26 protein-coding genes are annotated in these 25,421 nt (G+C 40.7%); 12 read left to right on the top strand and 14 right to left on the bottom strand.

Going from position 1 to position 25,421, the window contains the following annotated elements; all coding sequences use genetic code 11:
* The first annotated feature begins 1,364 nt into the window (after positions 1-1,364).
* Complete coding sequence (locus Q4533_RS09800) at positions 1,365-1,757, top strand: PliI family lysozyme inhibitor of I-type lysozyme (RefSeq protein WP_102437255.1); 393 nt, start codon at positions 1,365-1,367, stop codon at positions 1,755-1,757.
* A 150-nt stretch (positions 1,758-1,907) separates the two neighbouring features.
* Here the strand turns inward: Q4533_RS09800 and Q4533_RS09795 are convergent, their stop codons facing one another.
* The 3 genes from Q4533_RS09795 to Q4533_RS09785 form a co-directional block, all read right to left on the bottom strand.
* Positions 1,908-2,252, bottom strand: a complete 345-nt coding sequence (locus tag Q4533_RS09795; protein WP_102437257.1) for a hypothetical protein — start codon at positions 2,250-2,252, stop codon at positions 1,908-1,910.
* A 254-nt stretch (positions 2,253-2,506) separates the two neighbouring features.
* Positions 2,507-2,929: a CBS domain-containing protein gene (locus tag Q4533_RS09790; RefSeq protein WP_303502672.1), complete on the bottom strand. Its 423-nt coding sequence runs from the start codon at positions 2,927-2,929 to the stop codon at positions 2,507-2,509.
* Between the two features lie 338 nt (positions 2,930-3,267).
* Positions 3,268-4,299, bottom strand: coding sequence for a Glu/Leu/Phe/Val dehydrogenase (locus Q4533_RS09785; protein ID WP_076537679.1), 1,032 nt, complete (start codon positions 4,297-4,299; stop codon positions 3,268-3,270).
* A gap of 261 nt (positions 4,300-4,560) precedes the next feature.
* On the opposite strand from Q4533_RS09785, the gene Q4533_RS09780 reads away from it, so the two are divergent.
* Complete coding sequence (locus tag Q4533_RS09780; RefSeq protein ID WP_102437261.1) at positions 4,561-5,007, top strand: DUF4826 family protein; 447 nt, start codon at positions 4,561-4,563, stop codon at positions 5,005-5,007.
* A gap of 123 nt (positions 5,008-5,130) precedes the next feature.
* On the opposite strand, the gene hisIE is transcribed toward Q4533_RS09780, so the two are convergent.
* From hisIE to hisG, 8 genes are all read right to left on the bottom strand, one after another.
* A complete protein-coding gene (hisIE, locus tag Q4533_RS09775; protein WP_303502671.1) occupies positions 5,131-5,754 on the bottom strand; it encodes a bifunctional phosphoribosyl-AMP cyclohydrolase/phosphoribosyl-ATP diphosphatase HisIE in 624 nt (207 codons plus the stop codon).
* 23 nt (positions 5,755-5,777) lie between these two features.
* A complete protein-coding gene (gene hisF / locus Q4533_RS09770) occupies positions 5,778-6,551 on the bottom strand; it encodes an imidazole glycerol phosphate synthase subunit HisF (RefSeq protein ID WP_303502670.1) in 774 nt (257 codons plus the stop codon).
* A complete protein-coding gene (gene hisA / locus Q4533_RS09765; RefSeq protein ID WP_102437267.1) occupies positions 6,533-7,270 on the bottom strand; it encodes a 1-(5-phosphoribosyl)-5-[(5-phosphoribosylamino)methylideneamino]imidazole-4-carboxamide isomerase in 738 nt (245 codons plus the stop codon). Before hisA ends, hisF begins: the two co-directional genes overlap by 19 nt.
* Entirely contained in the window at positions 7,267-7,905 is a 639-nt protein-coding gene (hisH, locus tag Q4533_RS09760; protein WP_102437269.1) for an imidazole glycerol phosphate synthase subunit HisH, read from the bottom strand. The genes hisA and hisH overlap by 4 nt, the downstream gene beginning before the upstream one ends.
* Positions 7,906-7,914: 9 nt before the next feature.
* Positions 7,915-8,982 (bottom strand): bifunctional histidinol-phosphatase/imidazoleglycerol-phosphate dehydratase HisB, encoded by a 1,068-nt coding sequence (hisB, locus tag Q4533_RS09755; protein WP_102437271.1) that lies wholly within the window; start codon positions 8,980-8,982, stop codon positions 7,915-7,917.
* Between the two features lie 126 nt (positions 8,983-9,108).
* Complete coding sequence (gene hisC, locus Q4533_RS09750) at positions 9,109-10,176, bottom strand: histidinol-phosphate transaminase (RefSeq protein WP_303502669.1); 1,068 nt, start codon at positions 10,174-10,176, stop codon at positions 9,109-9,111.
* 23 nt (positions 10,177-10,199) lie between these two features.
* Positions 10,200-11,486 (bottom strand): histidinol dehydrogenase, encoded by a 1,287-nt coding sequence (gene hisD, locus Q4533_RS09745; protein WP_303502674.1) that lies wholly within the window; start codon positions 11,484-11,486, stop codon positions 10,200-10,202.
* 26 nt (positions 11,487-11,512) lie between these two features.
* A complete protein-coding gene (gene hisG, locus Q4533_RS09740) occupies positions 11,513-12,412 on the bottom strand; it encodes an ATP phosphoribosyltransferase (RefSeq protein ID WP_303502668.1) in 900 nt (299 codons plus the stop codon).
* Between the two features lie 603 nt (positions 12,413-13,015).
* Between hisG and Q4533_RS09735 the strand changes: the two genes are divergently transcribed.
* The 8 genes from Q4533_RS09735 to rnd all read left to right on the top strand — a co-directional run bounded on the left by Q4533_RS09735 (position 13,016) and on the right by rnd (position 21,987).
* The gene (locus Q4533_RS09735; protein ID WP_303502667.1) at positions 13,016-14,941 is read left to right on the top strand and encodes an ATP-dependent DNA helicase; all 1,926 of its coding nucleotides are present in this window, start codon (positions 13,016-13,018) and stop codon (positions 14,939-14,941) included.
* Between the two features lie 147 nt (positions 14,942-15,088).
* The gene (gene tsaB / locus Q4533_RS09730) at positions 15,089-15,796 is read left to right on the top strand and encodes a tRNA (adenosine(37)-N6)-threonylcarbamoyltransferase complex dimerization subunit type 1 TsaB (RefSeq protein WP_303502666.1); all 708 of its coding nucleotides are present in this window, start codon (positions 15,089-15,091) and stop codon (positions 15,794-15,796) included.
* A 127-nt stretch (positions 15,797-15,923) separates the two neighbouring features.
* Positions 15,924-16,322, top strand: coding sequence for a hypothetical protein (locus Q4533_RS09725; protein WP_102437281.1), 399 nt, complete (start codon positions 15,924-15,926; stop codon positions 16,320-16,322).
* Positions 16,315-17,001: a M50 family metallopeptidase gene (locus Q4533_RS09720; RefSeq protein WP_102476618.1), complete on the top strand. Its 687-nt coding sequence runs from the start codon at positions 16,315-16,317 to the stop codon at positions 16,999-17,001. Before Q4533_RS09725 ends, Q4533_RS09720 begins: the two co-directional genes overlap by 8 nt.
* 165 nt (positions 17,002-17,166) lie before the next feature.
* Positions 17,167-17,943 (top strand): class I SAM-dependent methyltransferase, encoded by a 777-nt coding sequence (locus tag Q4533_RS09715; protein ID WP_241901057.1) that lies wholly within the window; start codon positions 17,167-17,169, stop codon positions 17,941-17,943.
* Positions 17,944-17,986: 43 nt separating this feature from the next.
* Positions 17,987-18,901: an alpha/beta hydrolase gene (locus Q4533_RS09710; RefSeq protein WP_102437287.1), complete on the top strand. Its 915-nt coding sequence runs from the start codon at positions 17,987-17,989 to the stop codon at positions 18,899-18,901.
* A gap of 230 nt (positions 18,902-19,131) precedes the next feature.
* On the top strand, positions 19,132-20,805 hold the full coding sequence (gene fadD, locus Q4533_RS09705) for a long-chain-fatty-acid--CoA ligase FadD (RefSeq protein ID WP_102437289.1): 1,674 nt from the start codon (positions 19,132-19,134) through the stop codon (positions 20,803-20,805).
* 69 nt (positions 20,806-20,874) lie between these two features.
* Positions 20,875-21,987, top strand: a complete 1,113-nt coding sequence (gene rnd, locus Q4533_RS09700) for a ribonuclease D (RefSeq protein ID WP_102476621.1) — start codon at positions 20,875-20,877, stop codon at positions 21,985-21,987.
* Between the two features lie 117 nt (positions 21,988-22,104).
* Here rnd and minE read toward each other — a convergent pair whose 3' ends face one another.
* From minE to minC, 3 genes are read right to left on the bottom strand one after another with little or no spacing between them, the layout of a single operon-like run.
* Positions 22,105-22,365 (bottom strand): cell division topological specificity factor MinE, encoded by a 261-nt coding sequence (minE, locus tag Q4533_RS09695; RefSeq protein ID WP_076537720.1) that lies wholly within the window; start codon positions 22,363-22,365, stop codon positions 22,105-22,107.
* A 2-nt stretch (positions 22,366-22,367) separates the two neighbouring features.
* On the bottom strand, positions 22,368-23,177 hold the full coding sequence (gene minD, locus Q4533_RS09690; protein WP_076537724.1) for a septum site-determining protein MinD: 810 nt from the start codon (positions 23,175-23,177) through the stop codon (positions 22,368-22,370).
* 28 nt (positions 23,178-23,205) lie between these two features.
* Positions 23,206-23,871 carry a septum site-determining protein MinC gene (minC, locus tag Q4533_RS09685; protein WP_076537727.1) on the bottom strand — a complete coding sequence of 222 codons (666 nt, stop codon included), beginning with the start codon at positions 23,869-23,871 and terminating at the stop codon, positions 23,206-23,208.
* A 122-nt stretch (positions 23,872-23,993) separates the two neighbouring features.
* Here minC and Q4533_RS09680 point away from each other — a divergent pair, with 122 nt between their 5' ends.
* Both Q4533_RS09680 and Q4533_RS09675 read left to right on the top strand, forming a co-directional pair.
* Positions 23,994-24,272, top strand: coding sequence for a YcgL domain-containing protein (locus Q4533_RS09680; protein WP_102437293.1), 279 nt, complete (start codon positions 23,994-23,996; stop codon positions 24,270-24,272).
* Between the two features lie 134 nt (positions 24,273-24,406).
* Complete coding sequence (locus tag Q4533_RS09675) at positions 24,407-25,381, top strand: lytic transglycosylase domain-containing protein (RefSeq protein ID WP_303502665.1); 975 nt, start codon at positions 24,407-24,409, stop codon at positions 25,379-25,381.
* Positions 25,382-25,421 lie beyond the last annotated feature (40 nt).

Raw genomic sequence — 25,421 nt, 5'->3', positions numbered from 1 at the left:
CAATAATGTTCCAGGCTGCTCAATTCAAACTTCAAAGGTACCACCGCTAAGTCCCTGTTGTAAATCGAATATTTTCGCGAATACGTAAATAATGCTCAAAATACTGCCGGAAAAAGAATGCATCTTTGTTTACGAGGTCTATACAACACTTTAAAAAATTTCGCAGTAGACTGATATGTATGGGTTTTCTAGAATGTTACAAAATTATCGATGCGTAAAAAGCTCATTTTACGCATCCTTTGGCGTCAGAATTATCTCAATTTGAAGAAAATCAGTTATACCTGTATAGGTAACCAGTCATTTGGACGACAAGTAAGGCGGTCATAATCGATTAGAAAAAGTGTAGTGGTATAGCGAATTTGGCCATTCTATTGAAGGTGATATTAGATTATTGAGGGTAAATACAAATGACTAAACCTCGAGAGATATCCATTTCAAACACGTTTTGGGCATAAATGTGTTACGATCACTAACTTTATACTTCATTTAAATTGGCTCAGTTACAGCAGGCCATTACTCCAGTCTAATCCATTGCCTGCCGCAGGCTTATGTGCAGATGCATCCAAGACACGCCGTGAACAGATCCCTGTGGGCTCTGCGAAAACAAATAACATCCATGTTAAACGGCCAGTTCGGCATCCATGCCTCTCGCTTAGAGCGTTTCACACTGTGAAACTTCGCCATGTTTTGGTCATATTTGTTCCCTACAAATAATGACATTCCCTCCATCCTTGGCAGTCAGAAGCTCGCTGCTGCATCTACACTGGAATTATTCTCTCTTCGATTTGACTTTATTTGTTGCAATTAAAAAGCTAAAAATACCAAGAATCTAATCAGCTAAAAGACTCAATATGAATTGAGGTCATCGAGAAAAGCCGTGAGCTTGGCATGGATGCCAAGCTAGCTTTCGCGGTGCATGGATGCACCATCGGAAGCGCTAGCATTTTTGAATAAGACCGAAGCAGTCTACAAACGAAGTCAGAAGCTGGATCAATCCCCGTCGAAAATCATGCGTTTTTCAGCATTTTTCGTTGGGGTGCTGAGGGATTGTTAAGGGCTTCTTTTGTAAAATGTGTGCGCTTTCCCCCTTGACTCTGCTCTTTGCAAAAGAAGGGGCGAAGCGCCACGACGTTAATCCAAACGGAGTTTGGAAATTAAGTGAAATCCAGCGTTATAAATCTGCTGTGAACTCAGTACCGCGACGTTGATTTATTCAAAATGGCTATGGGGCATAAACGCTTTAGCAAGCTAATATCTGCCATCAAAAGTAAGTTAGAAAGTTACTATCTAGCTTGAAAGAGATCTTGCTCTAAGAAGTCTAAACAACTGCTATAGTTAAGTTTACTGACTGATATATAGGTGACATGATGAAGTTAAAATTAATGATGTTAATAAGCGCTGTGCTTTTGTTCCTTGCTAGTCCTTCCTATGCTAAGGATGGTTATCAGATATCCACCTCAACTAGCGGCACCTTTATTAAAGCGTATCCACTGGATAATAATCAAACGGTCGTGATTGCAGAAGGGCGGCTTGAACCACGATCAATTGGTACTATGAGCATTAAATTATATGCTGACTTAAATGTGGGAGATTTTATTGATGGGCTGATTATTGCCCGAGATGGCACCATATTGTCGGTGGCTATTGAGTCTGAACCGCTTCGCAAAATAACCATTACCACAGTAACTGCAGGTAGCGGTAATTATGAAAACACGCAGCTGGTTTGTATCAATAATGACAGCTTGTCATTATGCTAATAGGGCATTTACGGCCTTTATTCCTATGTTGTATTCAATGAATGAATAAATAACCAAAAAGCCACTTAAAGTGGCTTTTATTGTGTGGAGAGATAGATTTTAGCAGCCTTGTTAATTTAACAAGTCAAAGGCACACTAGCCAATAAGCCTCTAACTCATCCAGTAAAGCCCTAAGCTTGCTAAACAGGCGAGTAATACACTGGCTTCAAAAATAATTTTACTGCTTAACAGCTTGGTTTTACCTTCTTTCAAATTGGCAATCAATTCGTTTTGCTTGTACACCCGACAGGTAAGCTGTTCAGTTTGGGGATCAATAAGCAACTGCAACATGCAAGGTTTGCCATTTTGTAGCTTAATTTGGTGAGTACTGCGCTGACCAAAGTTAATTTTGCTTGAAACCACTTTGTCGTTAACTAATACTCGCTCAACACCACTCCAGTCACTGGCATGCAACTCAATTTTCTCTTGATTCAGCTGATATGTAAAACTTGTCATGACCTACTCCTTGGCTGCTAAAGCTACCTTAAGATAAGCAGACAAATATGACGTTTTCCAGTTTATCAGATGAACTATTTTTGAATCTTAGACTATGTACTTGTTGAGATAAGGAAAATATTTTTTATTTCAAAAGCTGACAATACTTGTATATTCGGCGTAATACAGGGGGCCACACTTGAGATTGGCAATGATTTTAACCTCAAGGGGCGAATAAGTGGAGAGTGATATACCTGCAATCACTAGATGCCTTTTTAAGCGGCGCTGCAGCCTAAATGACAATAATGAGATAGCAGATCTCGCCAGCTTACGATTCCAATAAGCTGTTGGTTTTTAAGTACTGGTAAACAAGTTATACCTGCAGTTAGTAATATTTGTGAGGCTTGTTCAATTGTTATCTCTGGCCCTATGGTGATCGGATGGTGTGACATTACTTGATGAACTCGTTTTTGCAGTGTATCAATGTCGCGGGTTAACTCGGCAGCTGTGCCTAAATTGGGACTTATGGCGTTAAATAAATCTTTTCGTGATAAAACACCTGCAACTTGATTATGCTCATCCTTCACCACTAAATGATGAAATGGCATATTATCAAAAATGTTTTTAACGATAGTTATTCTGTCATCCATTTCAACAGTGACAACTCGAGGACTCATTACATGTTCAATTGTTTTCATCGCTTCCTCCCATTCCTTTATTAAGTTATATCAGACAATTGCAGCGACAACAAATATCAAATTAAGATACAGTTTATGAGGTTAAATTCAGCTACTTTGAGGTGTACAGTTTAAAGCTTTCAAAGCTTATTTCTGAGTTATCGCTGAGTTAACAGCTGAGTTTAAACAGGAATTGAAAGAAAAATTTAAAATTGATTCAAGATGGGTATAAAGTTAATTTATTGACCCGTCAGAAGTCGGAAACAAAAAGAGCACCTTAAATAGGTGCTCTTTAGCAATTAATGTGCGTTTAAGTATTTTTACTTAATCGGCTGCTATTAAATCAACTGCGCTAACAGTTACTTTGCGCCATTGATAATGGCACGTGCCATATCATCAGCAACATCGCCTGTGGTGCGGTTTTCTGCATCAGCTTGGCTAAATATTTTTAGTAGCGTGTTGTAGATTTCTTCAACTTTTTGAGTTGATTTAGCTGCATCATAGTCACTTTCAAACGAAACATTAATGATACCGCCAGCATTAATGACATAGTCAGGGGCGTATAAAATTCCCATGTCTTTTAATGTTTCACCATGGCGTACTTCTGCTAATTGGTTATTGGCACAACCTGCAACAATCGTTGCTTTTAATAACGGGATAGTCGTGTCATTGATAGTGGCACCTAAAGCACATGGCGCATACACATCAACATCTTGAGTATAAATGTCTTGTGGAGCAACCACTGTCGCGCCAAATTCAGTCGCCACTTTATCAAGTGATGCTTGATGAATATCAGTTACGATTAATTCAGCGCCTTCTTCATGCAGGTGTTTACATAAGTAATATCCCACATGACCCACACCTTGAACTGAAATTTTAAGGCCTTTTAAGCTATCAAGACCACGTTGGTGTTTTACCGCTGCTTTAATGCCAAGGTAGGTACCTAAAGCAGTATAAGGTGAAGGATCACCACTTTTACCTTCAAGGCCTGCCATGTATGGGGTTTCTTCATGAGCAATCATGATATCGGCTGTGGTTACGCCAACATCTTCCGCTGAAAAATATTTACCGCCAAGTGTATGAATACAGCGGCCAAAAGCGCGGAATAACGCTTCACGATCTGTAGTTTTAGGATCGGCAAGGATCACTGACTTACCGCCACCCATGGTTAATCCAGCAAGTGCATTTTTATAAGTCATACCACGTGAAAGACGTAATACGTCAGTCAGTGCTTCATCATCTGAATCGTAGTTCCACATACGACACCCGCCAACTGCTGGCCCAAGGTTAGTATTGTGAATGGCAATAATTGCTTTTAAGCCACTTTCTTTGTCGTTACAAAACACGACCTGTTCGTGTTCATCAAACGAGACATGATTAAATAGAGCCACTTGTGATCTCCGCTGTGCGATTTATTAGTCGTCAACCACTGCTGATTAACGACGGCTTATGATATTTATTGCAGAACGATAGCATTTAGCGATACTCTCAACAAAGTTAGATTCATTTAATTTTGTGATCTACGTGGCAATTTTGCTTGCCACTTTACGTAAACGTAAACTTTTTAATCGTTTCGTAACATTTTGAGCTGAAAATGAGTGCAATTGTTGAATTAATGATGACAACAAATAACAATAAAATAGGAAGGTAGTATGAGTGAATCAGTGGCTGAGCCGACAACTGCGCAACAAGATCCTGAGCAATTAAGACAGGAATGGGTAAAAACACAATTTCAAAAAGCGAACCGATTTCTCGCTGAAAAAGGTGTAATACCATCAAAAGTCATTGCTGATGAAAGCCGTTATTTAGTGCCTTATTTAGCGATTTGGAAAATGGAGTCCAAGCAGCCAACTAAGCAAACATTTTGGGTGATGTCTGGTGATTTACCGTCTGATTATGTTGATGTTAAAGTTGCTGCAACTGCCCGCGATGCGATTCGTCATTTTTCAATGATGTGGCAACTTAAAGCAGAAAACCTACATAAGTCAGGGGTGACCCGAGATGAAACTCAATTGAAGTTTGCTAACTTATTAGTGTCTCGTGCTGAAAGTCTTTATAAGATGCATGGTGATGAAAAACTTTGGGCTGATCAAGCCTAGCAGCTATATTTGAAAACGCCGTAATTAGCTGTTTTCAATAAAAATAACAAAGGCACTTAATAGTGCCTTTTTTGTTGCCTAATCTGCAGTAAATAATTCACGCTATAGAAAGTGGCTTATCTACTACTTACTTTTTAGATGACGCAGCATTAGGTTTTGGTTAACCTGTGCCATTGATAGCTTTTGATCTTCAAGTAACACGATTAAGTGATACATTAGATCTGAAGCTTCATTGATCAATTCTTCTTTATCATTAGTGGCTGCCGCTAGTGCTGTTTCTAAACCTTCTTCACCGACTTTTTGGGCAATTCGTTTGGTGCCACGCTCAAATAAAGATGCGGTATAACTTGATTCGGCGCTTTGGCCTTTGCGAGAAATAATCACATTGGTTAAGTTATCGATAAAGCTATGGGCATTACCATCTTCCCAGCAGCTTTCTGTGCCGGTATGACAAGTTGGGCCATTAGGGATGACTTGCACAAGCAAGCTGTCTTTATCGCAATCTTGATCGATGGCGACTAAATCTAGGGTATTGCCTGAGGTTTCACCTTTTGTCCACAAGCGCTGTTTTGAGCGACTAAAAAAGGTGACTTTGCCTGTTTCAAGGGTTTTAGCCAGTGCTGCTGGGTCCATATAACCTAGCATCAAGACTTTACCGGTAAGGTGGTTTTGCACTACAGCAGGAATTAAGTTTTGTTGTTTTTCCCAATCTAACTTACTGCCATCAAAGGTAATTTGTGTTGTCATAGTGTTCTCTGTTGTTTTGTAAGTTATAGCCTGATCGCGATCTTGTGCTGGGCTAGGTATTGTTTTAATTCATTGATATCAATAATGCCTTTATGAAACACACTCGCTGCAAGGGCGGCATCGACATTCGCTTGTTCAAACACCTCTTTGAAATGTGCCATGTTGCCAGCACCGCCGGATGCTATTAATGGTACATCACATATGGCTCTGACGATGCTCAGTTGTGTAATGTCGTAACCACCGCGCACACCATCTTGGTTCATTACATTTAAAACAATTTCACCACAGCCGCGTTTTTGGACTTCTTCAACCCAATCTTGGGTGTACCATTGGGTGTCTTTAGTGGCGGCTTCATCACCAGTAAATTGCTTTACTTTATAGCTGTTTGAGTCGGCGTCATAAAATGAATCAATGCCAATCACAATACATTGACGGCCAAACTCATCTTGAAGCCTTGATATCAAGCTAGGATCTGTAAGCGCTGGCGAGTTGATGGAGATTTTATCTGCGCCATAGGCCAGCATTTGCCGAGCTTGCTCAATGGTTTTAATGCCGCCAGCGACGCAAAACGGAATATCAATTTGCGCAGCAACCCGGCTAACCCAGGATTTATCTATGACCCGTTCATGGGCACTGGCGGTAATATCGTAAAAGACTAATTCATCGGCGCCTTCTTGGGCGTAACGCGCAGCAAGGGGCTCAATATCACCGATAATTTCATGATTACGAAATTGCACTCCTTTGACCACTTGGCCATCGCGCACATCAAGGCAAGGTACTAGGCGTTTGGCCAACATGTTATTGCCTCCTCAACGGTAAAGTTTTGAATAAGTAGTGCTTTACCTATGATAATACCATCGGCGTTACTGTCTCTTACGGCGGCAACATCATCAAGTGAGGCAATGCCACCTGATGCTTGCCAGTTGATGTCAGGGTAGGTGGTTGCTAGCTCTTGATAAAGCTCATTGTTAGCACCTTGAAGGGTACCATCACGGCTAATATCAGTGACTAAAGCATGTTTAAGGCCAACGGTTTTAAATTCACTGACTAAGGATTCAAGTGATTTCCCGCCACCGGTTTGCCAACCAGAGACTGCAACAATTTTCTCGCCTTGCTGGTTAATATTGACATCAAGTGCTAAACAAATGGCTTCGCTACCGTATTTTAGCAACCAGCTTTTAACTAATGCTGGTTCTTTAACTGCGAGAGAGCCAATAACGACTCGTTTAACTCCTAGCTCAAGCAGCTCTTTAACTTGCTGTTCGCTGCGAATACCGCCGCCAACTTGTATGTCGGTGCTCAGGCCCGCTACTAATTCACCAATGAGTGCTATTTGGCGTTTTTCAGGGTCTTTCGCACCAGTTAAATCAACAATGTGTAATAGCTTTGCGCCTTGGTCTTGATAAGATTGCAATTGCGCTAACGGGCTTAAATTAAAAGTGGTTTGCTGGGCATAGTCACCTTGGTACAAACGCACTACTTGGCCATCAATTAAATCGATTGCTGGAATGATCATGCTGGTTTCCCCATATTTAGGAAATTTTGTAATATTTTGGCGCCGACATTGGCGCTTTTTTCTGGGTGAAACTGGACCCCAAAGAAATTGTCTTTGCCAATGGCGGCGCTAAACTTTTCACCGTATTCTGATGTCGCGATGGTGTATTTATTTATCGGTGCCTTAAAGCTATGGACAAAGTACACGTAACTGCCATCTTCTATCCCTTCAAATAGCGGATGATCTGACACGCTTATTTGGTTCCAGCCCATATGAGGTAGTGGTAGTCCTTTACTATCAAGATGATCAATTTGTGTTGGGATTAAACCAAGGCAAGTAATATCATTGTCACTGCGGCCTGCTTCTGAGCGGCCACCGTGTTCGATAGACTTGTCAGCCATCATTTGCATGCCAAGACAAACACCCATAACCGGTTGCTTGAGCTGTTTAATAACCTCAGTTAAATCACGATTATTGAGGGCATCCATAGCAGCGCCAGCTGTTCCTACGCCAGGCAGTACTACTCTGGTGGCAGCTTTGATAACCTCATGATCACGTGACACGATAACGTCGGCATTTAAGCGTTCAAAGGCAAAGCGCACCGAGCTTAAATTGGCGCAGCCAGTGTCTAAAATCACAGTAGTGTCAGTATTCATACTCACTCCTTACAGGACGCCTTTACTTGATGGCAAAATATCACCTTCAACTTTCACGGCTTGACGAAGGGTGCGGCCCAGCACTTTAAATAAAGCTTCCACTTTGTGGTGATCATTGTCGCCCGTGGTGCTGATATGCAAGGTGCATCGAAGGCCATCAGCAAATGAGCGGAAGAAATGAGGTACCATTTCTGTGGCCATCTCACCGACCATTTCACGCTCAAAATCAGCATTGAATTTGATAAAAGGACGACCTGATATATCCATTAAACACTCACCACTGGCTTCATCCATAGGCAGACTGAAACCAAAACGGGCTATACCACGCTTATCACCTAATGCTTGGCGCAGTGCATCGCCAATGGCAAGGGCGGTGTCTTCTACGCTGTGGTGATCATCAATTTCTAAATCGCCATCAACAGTGACGTCCATTTTGAAATTACCGTGGGTTTGTATTTGATCAAGCATGTGGTCAAAAAAGCCAATGCCGGTGTTGATAACGCCTTTACTGGTGTCATCTAGGTTCACATTGACTCTAATGTCAGTTTCTTTGGTGGTTCTAACCACTTCTGATGTGCGGCCTTTATTGAGCAGTGCATCGGTAATAGCTAACCAATCTAAGCCATCGCGCTGATATTGAAAGCTGGCAATACCCATGGCATTAGCCAGTTCAATATCTGTGTGGCGATCGCCAATAACAGCAGAGGTCGTAAAGTCCACTTTACCTTGGGTTAAGTAATCTTTGACTAAGCCAAGCTTGGGTTTACGACAACTGCAATTGTCAGCATCAAAATGAGGACAGATAACCACATCATCAAATATCACCCCTTGGCTCGAAAAAATGTCCATCATCATGTTATGTGGTGCATCAAAATCAGCTTGTGGAAATGAGTCTGTGCCTAAACCATCTTGATTAGACACCATGACTAAGCGATAGCCCGCTTTTTGTAGCTTAAGCAGAGAAGGGATAACCTGTGGCTCAAACACCAATTTGTCTAAACGATCGAGCTGTTTATCTACTGCTGGTTCTTCAACTAAAGTACCGTCTCGGTCGATAAAGAGTATTTTCTGTTTCATCTTACTTCCTTCAATTTTTATCATTCTGTTTCGCAGGACGTTAACGTCTTAATTTAATGCGTTATGAGTAGCTATTTATCCAGCGATTATATTTTTAATAGGGGTTGAGCGTTTTTTGTATTTAGTTTAAGAGTGAGTTTTTAGCGTTCTGAACATAGTGATTAATCTATCGGTATCGGCTGGTGAGCTAAAACTAAAACGAATACGCGAAGCAAGTCTGTTGTCTTTGTAGGCTCTTGCGACAATGCCCGCTTGTTTTAGTGCGACGGCGACCCGTTCTACATCCTCAAATTCCGCTAAGATGAAATTGCCATTGGCAGGTAATACCTTGGCGCCAAACTCAGTTAAGGTTGCGGATAATCTATTACCTTGCACTTTTAGTGCTTCAACCTGTTGTTGCATCAAGGAGATACCATTTGCGGATAAGGCTTTTTCTGCCACTTGTTGAACAGGTAAAGGCACCGGATAGGGCGCGATGACTCGCATGATTAAATCAATGATGTCGGTATTTGCCATTAAGAACCCACAACGTGCGCCAGCCAGTGCAAAGGCTTTTGATAATGTTCTTAACACCACTAAATTTGGGTACTTAGGAATCAAGTCTGCAACAGAATATTGGGCCGAGAACTCAATATAGGCTTCATCAATAACCACAATAGCATTAGGCATAGCAGCAATAGCGGCTTCAATAGTGTCTTTATCCATGATGGTGCCAGTGGGGTTATTCGGATTACAAATAAACACCAGTTTGGCATTCTCTACTTGCTGGGCAAAAGCATCAGGTAACTGATAATCTTTGGTCAGCGATAAGTTGGTGACGCCAATATTGAATGTTTTAGCACTGATGGCATACATGCCATAAGTGGGGCCAAAGCACGCAATACTATCAACCGCAGGAACACAAAATGCTCTTATTAATAATTCGATAGCTTCATCAGCCCCGCGGCAAGTGACAATTTTATCTGCGCTCACTTTTGAGTATTCAGCATAAGCATTAATCAAACTTGCTGGCTGGCATTCAGGGTAACGGTTGAGCTTATCAAGTTCATTATTGTTAAATGGCGACTCGTTAGCGTTTATCCATACATCACCTTGACCGCCAATACGCCTTGCACTTTCGTAAGGCGTTAACTCAAGCAGTTCTGGTCGTGCAAGTCTGGCTGCTATTGGAGTATTCATCGAATCAGTCATCATCCTAATCTCACTTCACTTTTATTTCACAGGCTGTTTAAACGTATGGCAACGGCTTGCTTATGGGCATCGAGTAATTCATTTTCAGCCAATACCATCACTGTCTCACCCAAGCTTTGTAATCCTTGGGCGCTCAGTTCTTGTACGGTAAAGCGGCGGCTAAAATCTGCAAGGGATAAGCTTGATACAGAGCGGCTATAACCGTATGTCGGCAGTACATGGTTAGTGCCGCTAGCATAATCACCAACAGATTCAGGGGTATAAGCACCCAGAAACACGCTACCTGCGCCGCGAACTTGTTTTAGAACTGCACGTGGGTTGTTGGTTTGAATGATTAAATGCTCCGGCCCATATAAATTAGACACTAAAGCCGCTTGCTCAATATTATTCACAATAATACTGCGACTGCAGCTCAGTGCTTGAGCTGCTATATCACTGCGCGATAAGGTCTTTAATTGAGACTCAAGCGCCATATTAACTTTTTCAGCTAACGCCATAGACTCAGTAACTAACATAACTTGTGAATCAGGGCCGTGTTCAGCTTGTGATAATAAATCTGCCGCAACAAACGCAGGCTCAGCGTCTTTGTCGGCAATCACTAATACCTCTGATGGACCTGCTGGCATATCAATAGATACACTGCAGCGACCATCTTGGGATACTAAACGTTTTGCTTCAGTCACAAAGCGATTACCAGGGCCGAAGATTTTGTCTACTTGAGGAATACTTTCAGTGCCAAAGGCGAGGGCGGCAATTGCTTGTGCGCCGCCAACTTGATAAATCTCAGTGATGCCGCATACTTTTGCTGCGTAAACAATGGCATCATTAATTGGTGGCGGGCTAACTAAAACCCGTTGTTGGCATCCAGCAATTTTTGCCGGCAGCGCTAACATCATTACAGTGGAAATCAACGGCGCACTGCCGCCTGGAATATACAAACCCACATTTTCAATAGCTTCAGAGCGAAGCTCGCAGCGGATCCCTGGCTGAGTTTCAACATCAATAGGGCTAAAGGTTTGTGCCTGATGAAAGCGTTCAATATTTTCTGAGGCCACGGCAATGGCTTGCTTCACCTCATCAGATACGCGGGCGCAGGCGGCATTAACTTGCTGCTCAGTTAACCCTAAGGTGTCGACTTCAACGCCATCAAACTTTTGATTAAAGAGCGTTAACGCTTGATCGCCGTCTTTAACCACAGCATTAATTATGTCGCGCACGGTTTGCTCAACACTATCATCACCAATTAATGGCGAGCGAGCTAAGGCTTGTTGCTGCGCCTTAGCATCAAGCTTGGTCCATTGAAGAATTTGCATTTGCTGCTTCACATTTGCCATAAAGGCTACCCCGCCATTTTTTCAATTGGCATAACTAGAATTGAACTTGCCCCTAAGGCGGTTAATTCTTCCATCGTGTCCCAGAATAAATCTTCAGTGCTGACAGCGTGAACAGCAACTCGATTGCTATCATCGTTTAATGGCAGCACAGTTGGGTTTTCAGCGCCCGGTAATAAAGCCACAATTTGATCTAATGTTTCAGTTGGCGCGTGTAGCAGGATGTATTTACTTTCGCGAGCGCGAACCACACCATTCATGCGTGATAATATTTTATCGATAAGTGCTTGTTTAGCAGGCACTTGCTCTTGTGCTGATTGGATAATACAAGCCATTGAACGGTAGATAACGTCAGTTTCGTATAAGCCGTTGGCTTCAAGGGTGGCACCAGTTGAAACCAAGTCACAGATCCCGTCAGAAAGGCCTGCACGTGGTGCGACTTCAACTGAACCTTTAAGCATACAGTCACTGTAATTAATGCCTTTTTCTTGCATATAACGACGTAGCAGGTTGGGATAAGAAGTGGCAATACGTAAACCTTCTAAAGAAGTGGCATCTTGGTAGCTAAATTCATTAGGCACCGCCAGTGATAAACGACAAGCACCAAAATCAAGTTCGCGTAATTTAACGCAATCTGATGGTTTATCCAGTGATTGACGCTCTATTTGTTCTTCTTCTAGAACATTCTCGCCAATAATCCCTAAATCAACCACACCATCCATAACTAGACCCGGAATATCATCATCACGTACCCGCAATAAATCGATTGGCATGTTGTCAGCGTGCACAATCAAGCGCTGCTCATTAACATTGAATTTAACGCCACAGCTTTTTAATAGCTTTTGAGACTCTTTTGAAAGTCGGCCAGATTTTTGGATTGCGATACGTAGTCTGTTATTTTCGCTCATAATGAAGCCTCTAATAAAATTGATATAAAAAACAAATATTTAAAACCTAAAACTAAAAAACCCCTGAAATTTCTTTCAGGGGTTTGGGTATTTTGTCCACCGCCTGAAGGAAATAGTCCTTCGGCAGTTAGCATCCGAAGGCTACCGCATATGGTGATGATGATGATTTGTATTGATTCGGATGAACATAATAAATTCTCTTTAAATTAACGTATGTAATTTTTTTACAACCTATTTTGCGACAGACTGTAATTTGTGTACAAACACGTTAACCGCTTTTAAGTTTGTTTGCAATACAGAATAAACACATATTTTGTATTTTTTTGAAATAAAAAATATATCTTATATCAGGCTGATGATTACATGGTTTTTAGGCGTTTATTTGTCCAGTTTGTATATACAAGTTAATGATAAACATTAGTTTATGTAAAGTTAAGGATTTTATCGATATTTAAAAAGGGCTGTAAAATAGTGAGCCTAGATTACTGTTCGAATAGCAACTTTAAATTGATAAATTGATAGGCAAAGATTGTTACCCAAGCGATTAAAATAGATAATAAGCCACATATAAGTTGCTTACTATCAATGCTGAAAGAGTCAAATGTGACCACTCGATTACAAAAAGAAGTACAACTGGCTTTTTCGCCAACTGGCGCATTAGCGAGAGGGATCCATTCCTATCGCCCAAGACAAAGCCAATACGATATGGCGCTGGCGGTGAGCGATGCTATAGATCAAAAGCATAATGTGATCCTTGAGGCTGGTACTGGGGTGGGTAAAACATACGCCTATCTGATCCCGGCGTTATTAAGTGGCAAACAAATTATCATCAGCACTGGCAGTAAAAACCTTCAAGAGCAGTTATTTTTTAAAGACTTACCTTTATTACTGAAGATGTTTTCAGTAGCGCCCAAAACCGCCTTATTAAAAGGCCGTAGTAATTACTTATGCCAATTAAAATTGGACAAAAACTTACAACATATTAGCCAGATGCCACCGAAAGTGGTTGATGAACTCATTAAAATTAATCAATGGGCCAGTGTGACCAAAGATGGTGATATTGGTAACTTGACCGCTGTGGCTGAAAACTCAGCCACCATTGCCACAGTAACCAGCACCAAAGAAACTTGTACCGGTAAACGTTGCAGTTTTTATGATGATTGTTTCAATCGTAAAGCCAAAATAAAAGCACAAGATGCCAAAGTTGTGGTGGTGAATCATCACTTGTTTTTTGCCGATCGTTTATTAAAAGACACTGGCTTTGCCGAGTTATTGCCCGATGCTGATGTGGTCGTTTTTGATGAGGCACATTTGGTGCCTGATGTTTGTATTAATTATTTCGGCCAACAAATTCCAACCAGAGAGCTAGACAGATTACTTCATCGTATCATTGAGGTCTATCGCAACGAGCTGCGCGATACCATTCAGCTTGAGCAATTAAGTCAACGTTGTTTAATCAAATTGGCTTCGTGGCAAAATGATTTGATTGATGCTGATGTTTCTGACTGGCGACAGGTTATTTCCAATAAATCACTTGCGAGTTCATCTTGGGAATTGTTGAAAGAATTCAATTTATTAACACAGGTTATTACCGAACACGTCGGACGAAGTGAATCTTTAGATGACATTGTAGTGAAGTTATCGACACTGGTGGCTAATCTTTATAGTTACTTTGAATGCAATGACAGTAATGCAGCTTATAGTGTTGAGCCCAGCGGGCTGCATACTATGCTACGGATCTCGCCGATTAATATTGCTAAACAATGTCAGCAATTATTTGATAAGCAAACCCAGTGGATCTTTACCTCGGCGACCTTGCAGGTTAATCGCCAGTTAACGCATTTTGCCGATGAAATGGGTTTATCGAAAGCCAAGCAAATGATTTTAGATAGCCCATTTGATTACCCCAATCAAGCCATGTTTTGCGTGCCGCGCCATTTAGCGAAATCAGGCCAGTCTGCAGCTAATGTTAATCAGCTGGTGGATGTTTGTATTCAAGCCATTAATGCGGCCCAAGGGCGAACGTTTATTTTATTTACCAGTCACCAGATGTTGCAGCAAGTGGCTATCGCATTACAAAGGCGAGTGCAATACCCCTTGTTAGTGCAAGGCTCAGCCAGTAAACAAAGTCTGTTAAACAAGTTCAGGCAACTCGGTAATGGGGTATTACTTGGCACCAGCAGTTTTTGGGAAGGTGTCGATGTAAGAGGGCGGCTACTTAGCTGTGTGATTATTGATAAGCTGCCGTTTGTTTCACCTGATGATACCTTGTACCGCGCCCGTGCAGCTAATGCTGAACGCAGTAATAAAGATCCCTTTGCCAGTATATCTTTGCCCCAAGCGGTGATCAGTTTAAAGCAGGGCGTAGGACGGTTAATTCGAGATGAGAAAGATCGCGGGGTGTTAATATTGTGCGACAATCGCATCGTAAACAAAGCTTATGGTGAAGCTTTTATTAACTCGTTACCGCCAATGCATCGCACCCGAGATTTAGATAAAGCGTTAAGCTTTTTAAAAAGCATCCCATAAGTTATTATACTGCAGTTGATGATTTAGCTGACTCAGTGCCGATACAATGCCTTGCAGGCTTTAGGTTATTTAGCTAAATCACCATACTCAGCATTAGTTAGCCCAGCATTTTTTCCATAGTTAATGGTAAGGTAAACACGTTTTTACATGACTCAACTTCATACAGATTTAACGATTCTCGCATTAGATACTTGCACTGAATCTTGTTCAGCGGCTTTGTTACATGACAACAAACAGTATAATCGCGTGTTTGATGCACCAAGAGAGCATAGCCAACGTATATTACCTATGGTTGATGAGGTGCTAACCGAAGCCGGCATTAAAATTTCAAATGTAAATTTAATAGCCTATGGTCGTGGACCTGGCAGCTTTACCGGTATTCGTATTTGTACCAGTATGACTCAAGGCCTCGCGCTTGGTCATGATATTCCCGTGATTGGAGTATCAACCTTGGCTGCAATGGCGCAAATGGCCATCGAAACCGAACAAGCTGAACAGATATTTTGTGCCATTGATGCCCGTATGAGTGAAATTTATTGGGGACAATTTATTAATGTCGACGGCATTGCAACGCTAGTGGGGGCTGAGCATGTTTCTAGCCCTGATTCAGTTGACGTTATTTTAGATAAGCAAAAGCCAATGCATATTTGTGGCACTGGTTTTGTAGCCTATCCAGATTTATTAAATGATGTAGCGAAAAAACAGGCGACCCAGATAACATTACCCGACGCATCAGCTATGATTAAGTTAGTTATAAAAGCTCATGAGCAAGGACTTGCGACCTCAGTGGATGAACTTGCACCTGTGTATTTACGTGACAAAGTCACCTGGAAAAAATTACCTGGTCGTGAATAAATAACACCATGAGTTTACAGCAGTGATAGGGAGCTATTGTCAGCTATCACTGATGTAACAGATAAGGCCGATTGGGTTGCCATTGTCAAATGCGCCATAATGGCTTTTTATAATAGGAGTGATAACAATGAATGCTTTTTTACATACTTCAGTTCAGCCTTTATCCTCCTATAATCCCAGCAATATTAATGGGCATAAAAACGTTTCAGCTATCTCAACTAACGCTGTTGTTAAGCTTTCTGCATTACAAAATCAAACTCAACTAACTAATCAAACAGATACGCTTGATGCCGTTAAAGATGACAGCAAACAGTTACCGGCGCTAACTAGCGCAGAATTTGATTCCAAGCTTGATGCTAAATTGCAATACGACAATGACATGGCGTCAGCGACAAGAGATAAGCCATTCAAAGACCATTGTCAGACATTGGCCAGTGCTGGTGCGATACAAGAATATTTAATAAACCAACATTCTGCGCAACGAGAACATATTCAACAAATGGTAGGAATAGATTTATATGCATGATGCGCGACCTAACAAGTTATCCGCTATCCCTTCAAAAGGTCGCTTTTTTCTCGAACTATTATTTGCCTTTTTAATTACCAAACTGCCTTTCATTAGTATTCCATTCAAATGGTTTGAAAGTTATTTCCATGAAATATCTCATGGCATAGCAGCCATCTTATCTGGCGGCATAGTCACTAAAATCCAGTTGTTTCCCAATGGTGCAGGCCTTTGTTTTACTCAAGGCGGTTTTGCGCCATTGATTACTTTTTCTGGCTACCCCGGTGCTGCCTTGTGGGGCTATATGATTTTCTTGCTAGCCACTTGGCGTGCAGGGATCCGCTTTACCTTAGGCATTTTAGGAATAACCGTTATTGGTTCATTAATCCTGTGGGCACGGGATCTACTCACCATCGGCATATTAATTTCACTTGCGGTGGTATTCTTATTACCTCTTAAATTTGATCATAATGCTTTACTTAATAGCCTATTAAGGGTCATGGGATTGATGATTGTCTTAAATGCCATGGCGAGCCCTACGGTACTATTTCGAGTCGTAGGCCAAGGGGATGCAGCTAAACTGTCGCAACTGACTTGGATTCCTGCATGGATATGGGTGATTATGTGGCTGATATTCAGTTGTTTTATGTTATGGATGTGTTGGAAAAGAGTTGACGACAAAAAGCTGCCAATCGGCTAAAGTGATCGACTTAGCAACCTTTGCCGTACCAGTTGCTGATATTTTCGAGACAATTTCTTCAGGGAGAAGACAATGAAACGTACGTTATTATTATCTACCGCTATTGGGCTTAGCGTTTTAGGCTTGTCTGCTGTCACTAACACAGCAATAGCTCATAACCATGGCATGGCTGAAAATACACAGGCTGTTAAGGTTAACCCGCAACTGGCTGCAGCCGTCGCCAGTGATTTCAGAACCGAGAAAAGTAGCGCACGGGATAAATACCGTAACCCATCAGAAACTTTAACATTTTTAGGTATTCAACCTGATGATACCGTGATTGAATTATGGCCTGGCGGTGGCTGGTATGCGCAAATTTTAGCACCATACCTAGCTGATAAAGGCCATTATATTGGTGCGATTTTTGAGACCAACCCAAAAGAAGACACTAAAAGAACCCAGTATTACGCTAAAGCCGGTAAAAAGTTTGAAGCTTGGCTTGCTGAAAACAAAGCGGTATTAGGCAATGCTTCAACAGTTACATTCCAGCCGCCAGCATCATTAGCTTTAGGGGATGATAACAGTGTTGATTATGTACTGACTTTCAGAAACCTACATAATTGGGCTGGGCAAGCGCAATTAGAAAATGCCTTCACTGCATCTTATAAAGTGTTAAAAGAGGGTGGTGTGTTTGGTGTAGTAGAACACAGATCAAACCCTGGAATGTCATTTGAAAGCGGTTATATGGATCAAGCTGAAATGATTACTCTAGCTGAAAAAGTGGGTTTCACGCTAGCGGCAACCTCTGAAATTAATGCTAACCCTAAAGACACCAAAGATTATGAGAAAGGGGTTTGGACTTTACCACCGCGTTTAGCATTAAAAGAGCAAGATAAAGACAAGTATCTTGCTATTGGTGAAAGCGATCGCATGACGCTAAAATTCATCAAAAAAGCTAAGTAATCTTAAGTTAGACATTCAGATAAAAAGAGTCAATTACGTGCTTATGAATGAGTCAATTGAACAATCGCTGCCAGTTGAAGAAGTCGATTTTCAATTGGCTCATATTCGTTTAAGCGCCAAACGCTATGGCTGTAAAAATAAGCCTATTTTATTGGCTTTACATGGCTGGTTAGATAATGCTGATAGCTTTGAACCTTTAGCTAAAGCGTTACATACTCAGGGTATATTAAGCCAATTTCAACTACTCGCTATTGATTGGCCAGGTCACGGTAATTCACAACATAGACCTGGTAGTTATCCACTTCATTGGCTTGATTATATTTATGACTTGGATGAATTAATCAATCAAATAAGCCCTTCATCCCCCCTCAACATCATTGGACACTCTTTAGGTGGTATTATTGCTGCGGCTTATAATGCTTGCTTTGCACACAAAGTCGATAAGCTCATTTTGATTGAAGCATTAGCACCGTTATATGAAAAGCCAACCCATGCCCAAAAGCGGTTGATTAATAGCTTTCAACAGCATAATCGTTTTAATGGCGCTAAATCATCGATGGCAAACATAGCAATAGTTAAGCAAAGCTTTACCCTCGACAGGGCGGTTAATGCCCGTCATCAGTTAACTGGCCTTGATAAAGTATGGTGTGAGTTAATCATTAAACGTAATGTTGAAATTAAACATCAGCAATTATGTTGGAAAAGTGATCCCCGCCTTAAGCTAGACTCACCTTATCGTTTAACCTTTGAACAGGTTGACGCATTAATGAGCATGAGCGATACCCAGTGTTTATTAATATTAGGCGAGCAGGGCTTTAAGCAGTTAAAATTAGCTTTACCTCAAGCATTATCATGGTTTAGTCGCCTATCCCATATACAAATTGAAGGTGATCACCACCTACATATGGGTAGTGCAAAGCTTGTGTCCGATAAAATTAGAACTTTTATTCTAAGTTAGTATCTTGTTGTGGTGAAATCACTAGGATTTTTATTTCATTTATGTGATTATGGTCCGAATTTAAACGGCCGTATGATTTTATGGCTAAACAATAAAAATTAACGCAAACAACTTTGCTGCGACTAACAATAATAAAATTTTACGCTAGTTTTAAAGAGCAGTGATTTTTAGACCTTGCCAATATTGAAGGGCTCCTTCATAGCAATGGGCTAATTAAATAGGAGAAAATTGTGGACCATCCTTGGATTAATAATTTACCAGAAAATGTACCAGCAGAAATTGACTCTGAACAATTTACCTCTTTGGTAGACATGTTTGAAACAGCAGTGTCTAAATATGCTGATCAGCCTGCTTTTATCAACATGGGGGCGACATTAACCTATCGTAAGTTAGAAGAAAGAAGTCGTGCATTTGCTGCCTATTTACAAAACGAACTCAAGCTTGAAAAAGGCGATAGAGTCGCGTTAATGATGCCAAACCTGTTGCAATACCCTATTGCACTGTTTGGTATTTTACGTGCAGGGATGGTAGTGGTAAACGTCAATCCACTTTATACCCCAAGAGAACTTAAACATCAGTTAGTCGACTCTGGCGCTAAGGCTATTGTGGTGGTATCTAATTTTGCCCGCACCCTTGAAGAAGTCGTTGCAGAAACACCGGTAGAATCTGTGATTATCACCGGGCTTGGTGATCAGCTTAGTGCACCTAAACGCACCCTAGTTAACTTTATTGTTAAATATATCAAAAAGATGGTGCCTAAATATGATTTGCCACATGCATTATCTTTCAGACAGTCGCTTACCAAAGGTCGCCGTTTACAATATATCAAGCCTGAGATAACCACTGATGACTTATCATTTTTACAGTACACCGGTGGTACCACAGGTGTTTCTAAAGGCGCAATGCTAACTCACGGCAATGTGGTCAGTAATGTCTTGCAAGCTAATGGTGCCTATTCGCCAGCCTTAAAAAATGGCTCAGAGTTTGTGGTTACCGCTTTACCGCTTTATCACATATTTGCATTAACTGTTAATTGCCTATTGTTTTTACACAAGGGCAGTAAAAACTTACTTATTACTAACCCAAGAGATTTGCCAGCATTTATTGGTGAACTTAAGAAATATCCATTCACAGCCTTAACTGGGGTTAATACCTTATTTAATGCCTTAGTGAATAACGAAGATTTTAAAAATTTAGATTTTAGCCGCTTAAAGTTCTCAATTGGCGGTGGCATGGCGGTACAAAAAGCGGTGGCTGATAAATGGCAGGCCATTACCAAAACGCGCCTGTTAGAAGGTTATGGTTTAACCGAGGCATCACCACTAGTGACCTGTTGTCCTTATAACCTCGAAGGTTACAATGGCTCAATTGGTTTTCCTGCTCCTTCGACTTTCATTCAAGTCCGAGATGATGACGGTAAGGTATTAGCCCAAGGTGAAACAGGTGAGTTATTTGCTAAAGGCCCTCAGGTAATGAAAGGCTACTGGCAACGCCCAGAAGAAACTGCCAAAGTGATTGATAAAGATGGTTGGTTAGCCACGGGTGATATTGGTTACATGGATGAGCAAGGCTTCTTTTTTATTGTTGACCGTAAAAAAGACATGATTTTAGTTTCTGGCTTTAATGTTTTCCCTAACGAAGTGGAAGACGTGGTGGCATTGCACCCAAAAGTGGTTGAAGTTGCTGCTGTTGGTGTTCCAAATGATGCAAGCGGGGAATTAGTTAAGATTTTTGTCGTTGCAAAAGATAACACTGTGACTGAACGCGATCTCATTAAGCATTGTCGCCAACATTTAACAGGATATAAGGTACCAAAACTGGTAGAATTCAGAGATGAGTTACCCAAATCCAATGTAGGTAAGATTTTACGACGAGAACTTCGAGACGAAGTTAAATCAGCGTAAAGTAAAGCCGGCAATAGCCGGCTTTTTATTAGCTTTATATTGGTTAAAAAGATAAAATTGGAGCGTATTTTGTTATCGTTTGAATATATCAGCGACCCAGAAAGTTTAGCGAAATTAGTAGCACAGTATCAGCAAAGTGAATTACTTGTGCTTGATACCGAATTTGTTAGAACACGAACTTATTACGCAAAGTTAGGGCTTATTCAAGCCTATGATGGTAAGACGCTAGCGTTGATTGATCCCGTTGCCTTAGCTGATTTATCAGCATTTTGGCAGTTATTGTCAGATACGAAGATCACTAAACTTGTTCATTCATGCAGTGAAGACTTAGAAGTGTTCGCGCGCTATGGTCAATGTCAGCCAAGTCCCTTATTTGATAGTCAAATTGCAGCGACCTTTACAGGCCTAGGGCATGGTTTAGGTTACGCGAAACTGGTTAATACCTTTTTAGATATCGAAATAGATAAAGGTGAATCACGCACCGACTGGATGAAACGTCCACTGACTGATGCACAACTGCAATACGCTGCAAATGATGTGTTTTACCTTTACAAGCTTTACCCGCAATTGTTAGCGAAAATACAACAATCTAACCGTATGGATTGGCTACTTGAAGAAGGTGAGCGCATGACAGAAGGGCGTTTAACTCCGCCTGATGAAGAGCTTGCTTATTTAAAAGTGAAAAATGCGTTTCAACTATTTCCACAGCAGCTCGCTTACTTAAAAGTATTAGCTACTTGGCGCTTACAAAAAGCGTTGAAAAAAGACTCAGCCCTTGGGTTTATCATTAAAGATCATGCCTTAATTGCATTAGCTAAAAAACAACCTAAGACAGTGATTGAGCTTAATCAGCTAAATGATCTAACAGAGCATGAAAAACGCTTTCACGGTAAAGAACTGATTAAAGTGTTACAAACTGCTGACTTAAACAATCTGCCTGAAGCAGTAGATGTAATCGCTCTGAAAAATGGTTACAAAGCCTCATTTAAAGAAGTGAAAAATATTCTTATTCAGGTGGCTGAGCAACATGACGTTGCTATTGAGTTTATCGGTTCTAAACGTTTAATTCATGAGTTTTTAATGTGGTTGTACAATAAGCAACCTGCAGAAAAACCATTGTTATTAAAAGGCTGGCGCGCCAAGCTAGTAAAAGATGCCCTAGTTGCAATCAAGTTTAGCTAAATAGACACATCAAGTGTAAAAATTGCTGCTACAAAAAAGCCAAGAGTAAACTCTTGGCTTTTCTTTACGCTCTGTGACTAGAGAGTATTTTTTACAAGCTCAGGTACAAACTCAGGCTTATTTACCTTCAGGTAAGGTCACATTTAGTTCTAATACAGATAGGTTTTCATCATTTTGTTCTAATTGAACCGATACCTGATCTTCAGAGATATGTACATATTTTCTAATGACTTCAAGGATCTCTTGTTTCATTTTCGGAAAATAATCTGGCGCGTCACGTTCACCACGTTGGTGCGCAACAATAATTTGTAAACGCTCTTTAGCTGTGACCGCTGTGTTGGTTTTTTTGTTACTTTTAAAGTAGTCGAGTATAGACATAGTTAGCTACCAAATATCCTTTTTAGGAATCCTTTTTTCTCTTCTGTCAGAAATCTAAATGGTACTTCTTCACCAAGTAAACGTTGTACAGTATCAGCATAAGCAAGACCTGCATCACTTTCGTCATCGATAATTACTGGCACACCAGAGTTTGAAGCTTTTAGCACTGCTTGTGACTCAGGAATGACCCCAAGTAATTTAATTGCCAAAATCTCATTCACATCTTCAACACTGAGCATTTCACCTGTTTTAACTCTAGCAGGAGAATAACGTGTTAGTAATAGAAACTCTTGAATAGGTTCTAAATTTTGTTCAGCTCGACGTGAACGGCTTTGCAACATTCCCAAAATACGGTCAGAATCTCGTACTGAACTGACTTCTGGGTTGGTGGTAACAATAGCAATATCAGCAAAATACAATGCCATCATTGCGCCTTGCTCGATTCCTGCCGGTGAGTCACAAACAATATAATCGAAATCTTTGCTTAGCTCTTCTAATACACCGCCAACGCCTTCTTTAGTCAGGGCATCTTTATCACGTGTTTGTGACGCGGGTAAAATAAACAGTTTGTCACAACGCTTATCTTTGATTAATGCTTGATTAAGATTGGCTTCACCATTGATAACATTGACAAAGTCGTAAACGACTCGTCGCTCACAACCCATAATTAAATCGAGGTTTCGTAAACCGATATCAAAATCAATGACGACTGTTTTCTTTCCTTTCAAGGCTAAGCCAGTCGCTATTGCTGCGCTTGAGGTTGTTTTACCAACACCGCCTTTTCCTGATGTGACAACAATAATCTGTGCCATGTTGTTATATATCCTTTTAAGTTGCCACTTACTGTGGCAATGATTCAACCATGAGTGTTTCGCCATTTAAGCGAATGCAGCCGCGTTGGTCACTGCAGTTTTGTTGCAAATGCTCAGCTAACCAATACTGCCCAGCAATAGAAACGAGTTCGGGGTCTAATGCATTGGCAATAATAATACTATTAACATCGCCAGACGCCCCGGCCATTGCTTTGCCACGTAATGCACCGTATATATGAATGCTACCATCTGCAATGACTTCTGCGCCATTGCCAACCGCACCAAAAATGACTAAATCAGCATTTTTTGCGTAAATTTGTTGTCCTGAACGGATATTTTGCTTAACTATTTTGGTTTCTTTTAATGGCGCAGGCATACTTTTAGCTTGTTTGCCTGATTTAACCACTGCAAGGCCTAATAGTTTGGCTTGGCTACTAATGCTTTCATTTGCTGATGTTACACCCACTATAATGAGTTGGTTATCAGTAAGAAGTTGTTTTAATGCGGCTAAATTAATGTTTTCTTGCTCAATTGCACTTAAATTTAAGATTAACGGTGCACCAATAAAAAACTGTGGCGCTTGGGATAATTTACTTTCTAAGTCAGCTGCAATAGCGTTGAAATCATGGGTGTTGATATGGAGTACTGAAAGCGTGAAAGAGGTAGCTTTTAACTCGAGACTTTGTGTGGCCATCCAGGCTTTACTCTCCAAAAAATGTCAGTCTAAGAACTGAATTACAATTAATTTAATCATTGTCCATGTTATAGTGTGCGTTGTTTACTATCAAGCAAGAAACAGAGGAATTTAACCCCAAGATGATTTGTACTGTATATAAAAGTAGTCGAAAAGTTGATACCTATTTATTTGTCGAGAAGCGTGACAATTTCGATGCCGTTCCTGAGGCTTTAATGAAAATGTTTGGCGTCCCAAAACTGGTGATGATGGTGCCTTTATTAAAAAGAACTGAACTTGCCATGGCCGACATTGAAAAAGTAAAAGCTGAGCTTGCTGACAAAGGCTACTATTTACAAATACCGCCCCCTGTTGTTAATTTACTGGCAGAGCATCGTAGAAGTTTAGGTTTAAATGACTAGCGATATTTTTTAAAATAGTTATAGTTTGTTTATGATATAATTATATATTTTACTATTCCGGTGCCTGCTAAAACGTGTTAACGTTTAGTTAATAAAAATAAGAATAGCAATGCTGAGTTAATTTAGGACAATTTATGATTTGGAAGATCATTTCATCTGTAATAGTTTATTTATTGGCTGTGAATTTGGTTTTTGCGCAGCAAGATATTAGTTTTGATGATTATTTAGACTCACTTAAAGATAAAGCTATCGCTGCGGGTATTTCCTCAAACACGATCGATGAACATTTCTCAAAAATCAAAGTGTTTAAAAGAGCCACAGTAAAGGGCTCTGAAACCAGTTTGAATCTAGAAAGTTACATACCTAAAAATGTACCTGAAATAACCGTCGTTACCGCAAGAGCTATGCTCAAAGAGCAACAAGACGCTATCGTTGCTATTGGCGATCGTTATGGTGTTCAGCCACGTTTTTTAGTTGCGCTATGGGGATTAACCTCAGAGTTTGGTGAGCAACAAGGTAATTTTCCGATTTTATCTGTCACCGCATCCAATGCTTATTCTGGCAATCGTGAGCAATTTTACATTGATGAATTTATTGCTGCTTTACGCATCATTGAATCTAATGATGTTCAATACGAGCAATTAATCGGTTCATCAACTGGCGCTATGGGCCACCTACAATTAATGCCGTCACAGTACTTAGCTTTTTCGCAAGATGGTAATGGTGATGGCAATAAAGATATTTGGAATAATCAGTACGATGCCTTTGTAACTGCAGCATCAATGCTGCAGGCATCCGGTTGGCGTAATGATGAAACCTGGGGGCGTCAAGTTAGCTCAATTGAAGCATTAGCCGTGGAAGATACCGGTATAGACAATGCTAAAACGTTTAATGAATGGCAAGCGCTTGGTGTACGTCGCTATAACGGTAATGATTTGCCCAAGCGTGATGATATGCAAGTTGCTTTGTTAATGCCTGACGGTGAAAAAGGTCGCCAATATCTGGTGTATAATAATTTCAAACTGCTTCAAAAATGGTCTAACAGCGAACATTTTTTATTAACTGTGACTTACCTTTCTGAACGAATCAAAAATCCGCCAATCAATTAGTGGTACAATAGCGGCAATGTTATTTTATTACTATTGAACT

Origin of the sequence: Shewanella sp. 6_MG-2023, from assembly GCF_030547195.1 — a bacterium.
Lineage (GTDB): Bacteria > Pseudomonadota > Gammaproteobacteria > Enterobacterales > Shewanellaceae > Shewanella.
The sequence above is the reverse complement of the archived record's forward strand: the minus strand, read 5'-3'. Positions and strand labels throughout refer to the sequence as shown.